This is a genomic window from Streptomyces sp. NPDC051243 (assembly GCF_044455405.1).
Lineage (GTDB): Bacteria > Actinomycetota > Actinomycetes > Streptomycetales > Streptomycetaceae > Streptomyces.
In genome coordinates this window covers 1-8,277 of the sequence record NZ_JBITES010000035.1, presented here as the reverse complement: position 1 = coordinate 8,277, position 8,277 = coordinate 1, and the positions used below count along the sequence as shown (strand labels likewise).

Annotated in this window: 7 protein-coding genes; 4 read left to right on the top strand and 3 right to left on the bottom strand. The window is 71.1% G+C overall.

Going from position 1 to position 8,277, the window contains the following annotated elements:
- Positions 1–287: hypothetical protein (locus ACIBAG_RS45580; protein ID WP_399114047.1), on the top strand; the 287-nt coding region annotated here is incomplete at its 5' end.
- Here ACIBAG_RS45580 and ACIBAG_RS45575 read toward each other — a convergent pair.
- On the bottom strand, positions 284–2,320 hold the full coding sequence (locus ACIBAG_RS45575) for a DHA2 family efflux MFS transporter permease subunit (protein WP_399114045.1): 2,037 nt from the start codon (positions 2,318–2,320) through the stop codon (positions 284–286). The genes ACIBAG_RS45580 and ACIBAG_RS45575 overlap by 4 nt on opposite strands.
- 189 nt (positions 2,321–2,509) lie before the next feature.
- On the opposite strand from ACIBAG_RS45575, the gene ACIBAG_RS45570 reads away from it, so the two are divergent.
- Complete coding sequence (locus ACIBAG_RS45570) at positions 2,510–3,514, top strand: peptidoglycan-binding protein (RefSeq protein ID WP_399114043.1); 1,005 nt, start codon at positions 2,510–2,512, stop codon at positions 3,512–3,514.
- 140 nt (positions 3,515–3,654) lie between these two features.
- Here the strand turns inward: ACIBAG_RS45570 and ACIBAG_RS45565 are convergent, their stop codons facing one another.
- Both ACIBAG_RS45565 and ACIBAG_RS45560 read right to left on the bottom strand, forming a co-directional pair.
- Positions 3,655–4,332: an HAD family hydrolase gene (locus ACIBAG_RS45565; protein WP_399114041.1), complete on the bottom strand. Its 678-nt coding sequence runs from the start codon at positions 4,330–4,332 to the stop codon at positions 3,655–3,657.
- Between the two features lie 229 nt (positions 4,333–4,561).
- Entirely contained in the window at positions 4,562–5,143 is a 582-nt protein-coding gene (locus ACIBAG_RS45560; protein ID WP_399114039.1) for a TMEM165/GDT1 family protein, read from the bottom strand.
- Positions 5,144–5,530: 387 nt separating this feature from the next.
- Here ACIBAG_RS45560 and ACIBAG_RS45555 point away from each other — a divergent pair, with 387 nt between their 5' ends.
- Positions 5,531–6,175 carry an HNH endonuclease family protein gene (locus ACIBAG_RS45555; RefSeq protein WP_399114037.1) on the top strand — a complete coding sequence of 215 codons (645 nt, stop codon included), beginning with the start codon at positions 5,531–5,533 and terminating at the stop codon, positions 6,173–6,175.
- A gap of 109 nt (positions 6,176–6,284) precedes the next feature.
- Complete coding sequence (locus ACIBAG_RS45550; RefSeq protein WP_399114035.1) at positions 6,285–8,000, top strand: alkaline phosphatase D family protein; 1,716 nt, start codon at positions 6,285–6,287, stop codon at positions 7,998–8,000.
- Positions 8,001–8,277: the final 277 nt, after the last annotated feature.

Here is an 8,277-nt window from a genome sequence, read left to right as displayed (position 1 = left end):
AACACCAGCAGACCACCGCAGCCACCACACACACCCCCACCAAACACCAGCAGACCACCGCAGCCACCACACACACCCCCACCAAACACCAGCAGACCACCGCAGCCACCACACACACCCCCACCAAACACCAGCAGACCACCGCAGCCACCACACACACCCCCACCAAACACCAGCAGACCACCGCAGCCACCACACACACCCCCACCAAACACCAGCAGACCACCGCAGCCACCACACACACCCCCACCAAACACCAGCAGGCCGCCGCAGGCACCCCGGCCTAACCGCCGGAGGCCCCCGGCTGCTCACGGTCCGAGCCGCACAACTCCTCGTTGAGCTCCTTCACCAACTGGATCAGATCGGTGGGCCGATCCGGCCCCCACCAGTCCCCCAGCAACTCGGCCAGCGACTCCTCCCGCACCCGGGCCAACCGCTCGGCGACCTCCCGCCCGCGATCGGTCAGCACGAGATCCAGCCCCTCCCGCACGGCCAGCCCCCGCTCCTCCACCTGCCGCGCCGCATCGAGCACGACGGTCAGCGGCACGGCACTGCGCTCGGCGAGCACCGCCGGCTCCACCCAGCCGTACCGCTTGATCCGCAGCAGCAGCCAGCCGGCCGCGGGCAGCAGGTCGTACCCGGCCCGCTCGGTGATCTTCCGGTACACCTCCCGCCGCCCCTCCCGCGTCCCCAGCACCGACAAGGCCCGGCACACCTCGTCGTACGACGACCGCTCGACCGGATTGCTGGCCAGCGTCTCGGTGACATCGGGAGCCGTGACCGACCCGCGCAGCTTGTCCTCCCGCAGGAACCAGGCGAGCACGAACCCGAGCAGCGCGACCGGAGCGGCGTAGAGGAACACGTCCGTGATCGCGGACGCGTACGCCTCCAGCGCCCCCGGCCGCAACCCAGCCGGCAGTTCGGCGATGCCCCGGGGGTCCGCCTCCAGCCCCTCCAGCGACACACCGGCGGGAAGCCGCACTCCGCGGAACGCCTCCACGAGCTTGTCGTCGAGCCGGCCCGCGAAGACCGTGCCGAAGATGGCGACGCCGAACGAGGCCCCGATGGACCGGAAGAACGTCGCGCCGGACGTGGCGACGCCGAGATCCTCGTACGACACGGCGTTCTGCACGATCAGCACGAGCACCTGCATGACCAGCCCGAGACCCAGCCCGAACACGAAGAAGTAGACGCTCATCTCCCCGGTGGAGCTGTCCATGTGGAGCTGGTGAAGCAGCAGCAGTCCCAGAACGGTGACCCCGGTCCCGGCGATCGGGAACACCTTCCAGCGCCCGGTACGACTGACGATCTGCCCGGAACCCGTCGACGACAACAGCATGCCGACGACCATCGGCAGCATGTGCACCCCGGAGATGGTGGGACTGACGCCCTGTACGACCTGCAGAAACGTCGGCAGATAGGTCATCGCGCCGAACATCGCGAACCCGATGATGAAGCTGATGACCGCGGACAGCGTGAACGTCCGCACCCGGAACAGCTTGAGCGGCAGCACAGGTTCGGCCGCCGTCCGCTCCACGGCCACGAACGCGACGGCGAGCACAATCCCGAGCAGCGCCAGCCCGACGATCTGCACCGATCCCCAGCCCCACGTCGTCCCCCCGAGGGACGCCACCAGCACCAGACAGGTGGCGACGGACGCGATGAGGAACGTACCGAGGTAGTCGATGACATGCCGCGTCGCCCGGTGCGGAATCCGCAGCACGGTGGCGATGACGGCGAGCGCGACGATCCCGACGGGCAGATTGACGTAGAAGACCCACCGCCAGCTCAGATGCTCCGTGAACACCCCACCGAGCAACGGCCCCAGCACACTGCTCGCCCCGAACACCGCACCGAACAGCCCCTGGTACCGCCCCCGTTCACGGGGCGGCACGATGTCACCGACGATCGCCATCGACAGCACCATCAGCCCGCCGCCCCCGAGCCCCTGAACGGCCCGGAAGGCGATGAGTTGAGCCATGTCCTGGGCCATGCCGCACAGCGCGGAACCGACGAGGAAGATCACGATCGCGATCTGGAAGAGCCGCTTGCGGCCGTACTGGTCACCGAGCTTGCCCCACAGCGGAGTCGCGGCGGTGGACGCGAGCAGATACGCGGTCACGACCCAGGACAGGTGCTCCAGCCCGCCGAGGTCGCTGACGATGGTCGGCAGGGCGGTCGACACGATGGTCTGGTCGAGGGCGGCGAGCAGCATGCCGAGCAGCAGCGCGCCGATGGAGACGAGGACGTTGCCGGGCACGTTCTCGTGCGTCTCGATTCCCCGCCTCGGGGGCTGCGCGCCACGCACATTTCCCGTCATACCGTGCGCATCCCCGCCCATGAGGACCTCCCGAGGCCGTCGTTACACCTCCCATGCACCTCCATCGTGATCGCTTCACCCCGTTATGGCCTGTCGAGTCCCTTTGGAATCGGTTATTCCGGGGGTTGGGGAGACCAGGTGAGGAACGTCTGCATAACCTGGGGAGTTCACGAGGGGAGGGGCGAACACGTGAGCGAGTCGAGGGGAACAGCGGGAGCGGAGGGTCAGGACGACCCGGGGCGCCCGACGGACCGCAGGTGCCCGGAGTGCGGGACGCCGAGAACGGCCGACAACACCCCGTCGTGCGGCTGCGGCCCACGCGCGTCCGAGGCCCTGAGAGACGCCCGTACGGCGGAGGCGGCCGCGGCGGAGGATTTCGATCCGCTGCGGATACGGCCATACGTGGAACTGGAGGGCGGCACGGACGAAACGATGCCGCTGCGCCCCGTACCGCCGGTCGCGCCGCCCCCCTCCCCCTTGTCACCTCCGCCGGCGGCACCGAGCGCCCGGGACCTGAGCCTGTTCGAGCCGGCGACGGGTTCCCATGACGGGGCCCACGAAGTCGCCGACCCGCGCCAGACCCGTCGGCACCGCCGTACGGCACTGCTCGGCGCGGGCGGGGCACTGGTGGCCGTACTGGCCGCGGCGGGGCTGGCGAGCGGCATGCTCAGCTACGAGAAGCCGACACGGGACACGGCGCTCCCGGACGAGGTGCGGCCGAGCATCCCGGCCGCCCCGTCGACGAGCGAGGCGCCGCGGGAGCCGTCGCCCGGCGGGCGGTCGACGCCGTCGGGACCGCCGGCCGCGTCCGCGACCGCGTCCGCACCCTCGCCAACGACGCAGAGCGCCTCCCCGTCACCGTCGAGGTCGAGTGCGTCCCCCACGCCGCCCCGCTCGACGCAACCGACGACGGCTCCGTCTTCCGCGCGCCCCACCCCCCAGGAGGAATCCGCCGCCCTCGAGACCACACCACCGACGCTGCGCCGCGGCGACCGGGGGCCGGAGGTCACGGAACTCGAACTCCGCCTGACCCAACTCGGCCTCTACACGAGGGAGGCCAGGGGCAACTTCAACGAGGGCGTCGAGGACGCGGTCGCCAGGTATCAGTGGGCGCGGGGGGTGCAGGTGGAGGAGTACGGCGTGTACGACGTGGCGACGAGGGAGTCGCTGGAGTCGGAAACGAGCGAGCCGTGACGCGGGCCGCCCGAGAGCTCGGGGGTTGGGGGCGGTGGCGACTGCGGCAGTAGGTGGCTGGTCGCGCAGTTCCCCGCGCCCCTGAGGTAGGCACACTCACGCCGACTGTCCCGAGCCCCCGCGCCAGCCCCCACCCACCGCTACCTGACGTACACCCGCACCAGCCCGTCCCCCACAGCCTCGACTCGCACCTCCCGCAGATCCCCGACCACCACGTCCGGCTCATGGAACCCGGCACGAGGACCGACCCCCACAACCCGCATCCCAGCAGCCCGCCCAGCCTGGATCCCCGCCCCGGAATCCTCGAACACCACGCAATCCGCGGGCGCGACCCCCAGCTCGGCCGCCCCCTTCAGAAACCCCTCGGGGTCCGGCTTGCTCGCCCCCACCGACTCCGCCGTCACCCGCACCTCCGGCATCTCCAACCCGGCGGCACCCATCCGCGCCGTAGCCAGCGCCAAGTCGGCCGATGTCACCAGTGCATGCGGCACCCCCCGCAAGGACGCCAGAAACTCCGGCGCCCCGGGAATCGGCACCACGCCCTCCACGTCCGCCGTCTCCTCGGCGAGCATGCGCGCGTTGTCGGCGTGGTTCTGCTCCATCGGCCGGTCGGGAAGCAGCAGGGCCATCGAGGCGTACCCCTGCCGCCCGTGCACGACCGTCATCACCTCGTCCCCGTCCAGCCCGTGCTGTTCGGCCCAGCGACGCCAGATGCGTTCCACGACGGCGTCGGAGTTGACGAGCGTGCCGTCCATGTCGAGCAGGAGGGCACGGGCGGTGAGGACGGTGGGCACGGCGGGCACGGTGGTGGCCGGCATCGGCAGCTCCAAAGCGAGGGGCGCCGGGGAACAGAGTGGCCCCGGAGGGACAAGGTGGTCCCGCCCGCCGGTCAGGGAAAACGGGCGGGAGCCACTTTGTTCCCCCACGGTACAAAACCGATCCCCGATCGCGCCACCGCCTCCGGAAACCGTTCACCGACAGTTCAGCTCGACACCGCGACACCGCGACACCGCGACACCGCGACACAGCGACACAGCGACAGACACGTCAGCCGGCGATCGCCTCCCACAGACTCCAGGCACCCAACCCAAGCATCACCAACGCCGCCACCTTGGTGATCAGCCGCAACGGCACCCGCCGCATCAGAGCCTTCCCGCCGACGATCCCGATCGCCGCCACCGTCCACAGCGCCAGCACCGCACCGAGCCCGACCGACAGCGGATCGTCGTACCGCGCCGCGAGGTTCGCCGTCATGATCTGCGTCAGATCCCCGAACTCGGCGACCAGGATGAGCATGAACCCGGCCCCGGACACCTTCCAGAAGGACTGGTTCTCCGGCTTGCGGATCTCCTCCTCGTCCTCGTCCCGCTTCATGAGCAGCACGGCGGCACCGCCCAGGAAGAGCACACCGGTGAGCGCCTGCACGATCTGCTGCGGCAGGAGCGTCAGCACGCTGCCGGCCGCCACGGCCAGCGCGACGTGGACGGCGAACGCGGCGGCGACACCGGCGAAGACGTACGAGGCGCGGTAGCGCGTACCGAGGACGAGCCCGGCGAGCGCGGTCTTGTCGGGCAGTTCGGCGAGGAAGACGACGCCGAAGACGACCGCCGTCACGGTAAAGCTGATCAAGGTTCCTCAATCGGTCGGGGCCGCCCCACCGAGAGCATTGTCACTGCGATCATCGCGCTACGACACCTCGGCACGGCAGCACACTCGGCGCCCGTGCCGTACAGCACGGGCGTGCACTGCTTGCCGAAGGTCTCGCTGGCCGACCCCGAACGAAACGAGGTCCGCCTCCGGGCGCCGGCTCAGACGAGCTGAGCAGTATGTCGACGGTCCGGCGAAGAGCTACTCCCCTTCTGCGCCCACCATCATACGAGATCGTTTCGCCGTAAACCTTGTTATGTCATGTACGCGTCATTAACTTCTTACCGGACGCACACTTCCCCGCAACGCGGCGTGACGAGCATTCCATCGCTCGCCCGCCAACACCCCCGCCTCCCAAGGGAGTTCGTCATGTCGAAGTTCTACGCGCGTCAACGCGTCAGCATACTCGCGGCGCTGACCGGTGTCATAGCCTCCGTCGGGCTCTTCAACGGCCCGACCGCTTCCGCCGCGCTCCCCACCCCCGTCAGCGCCGCCACCGCCCGCACCTACCTCGCCTCGCTCACCGTGGCCACCGAGGACCGCACCGGCTACAGCCGCGACCTCTTCCCGCACTGGATCACCCAGTCCGGCACCTGCAACACCCGCGAGGTCGTCCTCGAGCGCGACGGCACGAACGTCGTCCAGGACTCCTCCTGCGCCGCCACCAGCGGCAGCTGGTACTCCCCGTACGACGGCGCCACCTGGACCGCCGCCTCCGACGTCGACATCGACCACCTCGTCCCGCTGGCCGAGGCCTGGGACTCCGGCGCCGACAGCTGGACCACCTCCCGCCGCCAGGCCTTCGCCAACGACCTGACCCGGCCGCAGCTGATCGCTGTCACGGACAACGTCAACCAGGCCAAGGGCGACCAGGACCCGGCCACCTGGATGCCGTCGCGCACGGCCTACCGCTGCACCTACGTGCGCGCCTGGGTGCAGGTGAAGTACTACTACGACCTCTCGGTCGACTCGGCGGAGAAGTCCGCCCTCACGAACTACCTCGCGAGCTGCTGACCGCCGTCCGACGCGATACCGCCGGAGTTCGGCAAACCGTGATCCGCGGAACCTCGCCGTTCCCCTCCGTCGTTCCGTACCGTACGGGGCGACGGAGGAGGGCATCGACGTGGCCGAACTGCGCCTGGGTCCACTGCTGAGGTACGCCGACGGCTCGTCCGCGACCGTCTGGGTCGAGGCGAGCCGTCCGTGCACGGCCGAGGTGCGCGGTGCGCACGGAGCCCATGGCGCGTCCCGTACGTTCCAGGTCGCCGGGCACCACTACGCCCTGGTCCCGGTGACCGGCCTCACCCCGGGCACGGCACAGTCGTACGAGGTCCTGCTCGACGGCACGCCCGTGTGGCCGCTCCCCGACTCGCCCTTCCCGCCCTCCCTCATCCGCACCCCGTCCCCCACTCCCGGCTCCGCTCGAGCGGGAGGTGCCCCCATCGGCGACCCCGTCCGCCTGACCTTCGGCTCCTGCCGCTGGGCCGCGCCTCCCCCAAGTTCTCGGCTTCGCTCGAACAGCGGGGACCCCCATGCCGGCGAGAAGGACCCGGTCGGGCCGGACGCGCTCGACACACTGGCCGCCCGGATCGCGGCCGACCCGGACGGTGAACGGCCGGACGTGCTGGTGCTGCTGGGCGACCAGGTGTACGCCGACGAGACCTCCAAGGCGACCAGGCGCTGGCTGGCCGCCCGACGCGACCTGAGCGAGCCGCCGGGCAACGAGGTCGCGGACTACGAGGAGTACACCCGCCTCTACTACGAGTCCTGGCTCGACCCCGAGGTGCGCTGGCTGCTGTCCACCGTGCCGAGCTGCATGATCTTCGACGACCACGACGTCATCGACGACTGGAACACCTCCGCCGCCTGGCTCGCCGACATGCGGGCCACCTCGTGGTGGCGCGAGCGGCTGCTGAGCGGCCTGATGTCGTACTGGGTGCACCAGCACCTCGGCAACCTCTCCCCGGCCGAGCTGGCCGGCGACCCGCTCTACGCCGCCGTACGCGACACCCCCGACGCCACCGACGTGCTGCGCTCCTTCGCCTGCAAGGCCGATGCCGACCCCGCCTCCGTCCGCTGGAGCTACCGGCGCGACTTCGGCCGGGTACGGCTGCTGATGGTGGACACCCGGGCCGCTCGGGTGCTCGACGAGGGCGCGCGCTCCATGCTCGACCCCGGCGAGGAGCGGTGGCTGCGCGAGCAGGCGCTGGACGCGCGTGGCTCGTACGACCACCTCCTCATCGGTACGTCGCTGCCGTGGCTGCTGCCGCACCTGGTGCACGACGCCGAGGCATGGAACGCCGCCCTGTGCCGGGGCGAGCGCGGGGAGCGCTGGGCGCGGTTCGGTGAGGATGTGCGGCGGCGGGCGGACCTGGAGCACTGGGCGGCGTTCCCTTCGTCCTTCGACACGCTGGCGGAGCTGATCGCCGAGGCCGGGTCGGGGGCCGGGGCGCCGGCGACGGTGTGCGTGCTGTCGGGGGACGTGCATCACGCGTACGTGGCCGAGCCGAGCTGGCCGCAGGGCGCGGGGCCCGACGCCCGGGTCTTCCAGCTGACCTGCTCGCCGGTCCACAACGCCATCCACCTGGCGATCCGGCTCGGCTTCCGCTTCGGCTGGAGCGGCGCGGGCCGCTGGCTGGGCCGCCGGTTCGCCGGCCACGGCAGCTGCCCGCGACCGCCGATCGACTGGCGCCGCACGGGCGGCCCGTGGTTCGGCAACCAGCTGATGACCCTGACGTTGAGGGGGCGTTCGGCGCGGTTGCGGCTGGAGCAGGCGCGGGAGTCACGTGGGGGTGGGGCGCGGCTGAGGACGATTGCCGAGTCGGAACTCGCGCGATGAGCGTGAGGCGGTGCGCCTGAAGACTCAGGGCGTTCGGTGCGGTGGCGGCCGCGGGTGGTTCGTGGTTGCTCGCGCGGTTCCCCGCGCCCCTGGAGGCGCGTGCGCTGCACGCCCGCAAGGGGCGCGGGGAACCGCGCGACCAGCCACACACAACCCGCAGCCGCACACGAACCCAAATCCCCCGGGGGGGGGGGGGGGGGGGGGGGGGGGGGGGGGGGGGGGGGGGGGGGGGGGGGGGGGGGGGGGGGGGGGGGGGGGGGGGGGGGGGGGGGGGGGG